This is a genomic window from Acinetobacter modestus, assembly GCF_014636095.1.
Classification (GTDB): domain Bacteria; phylum Pseudomonadota; class Gammaproteobacteria; order Pseudomonadales; family Moraxellaceae; genus Acinetobacter; species Acinetobacter modestus.
The window spans coordinates 1-500 of record NZ_BMDV01000029.1 but is presented as its reverse complement, the minus strand read 5'-3'; the positions used below and the strand labels follow the sequence as shown (position 1 = coordinate 500).

Below are 500 nucleotides of genomic sequence, written 5' to 3'. Positions count from 1 at the left end.
GGTGCTACGGGCGCAACTGGAGCTAAGGGTGACAAAGGTGATATCGGCGCAACTGGTGCAACAGGAGCTACAGGCGCTCAAGGTGACAAGGGCGATAAAGGTGACGTAGGTGCTACGGGCGCAACTGGAGCTAAGGGCGACAAAGGTGATATCGGTGCAACTGGAGCTACAGGTGCTCAGGGTGACAAGGGCGATAAAGGTGACGTAGGTGCTACGGGTGCAACTGGAGCTAAGGGCGACAAAGGTGATATCGGTGCAACAGGAGCTAAGGGCGACAAAGGTGATATCGGTGCAACTGGAGCTACAGGTGCTCAAGGTGACAAGGGCGATAAAGGTGATGTCGGTGCTACGGGCGCAACTGGAGCTAAGGGTGACAAAGGTGATATCGGCGCAACTGGTGCAACAGGAGCTACAGGCGCTCAAGGTGACAAGGGCGATAAAGGTGATATCGGTGCTACAGGTGCAACTGGAGCAAAAGGCGACAAAGGTGATATCGGTGC

At 55.4% G+C, this 500-nt stretch carries 1 pseudogene; it reads left to right on the top strand.

The window, feature by feature from the left end:
- Positions 1–500 (top strand): annotated as a pseudogene (locus IEV17_RS17075) (hypothetical protein); the annotation flags it as partial.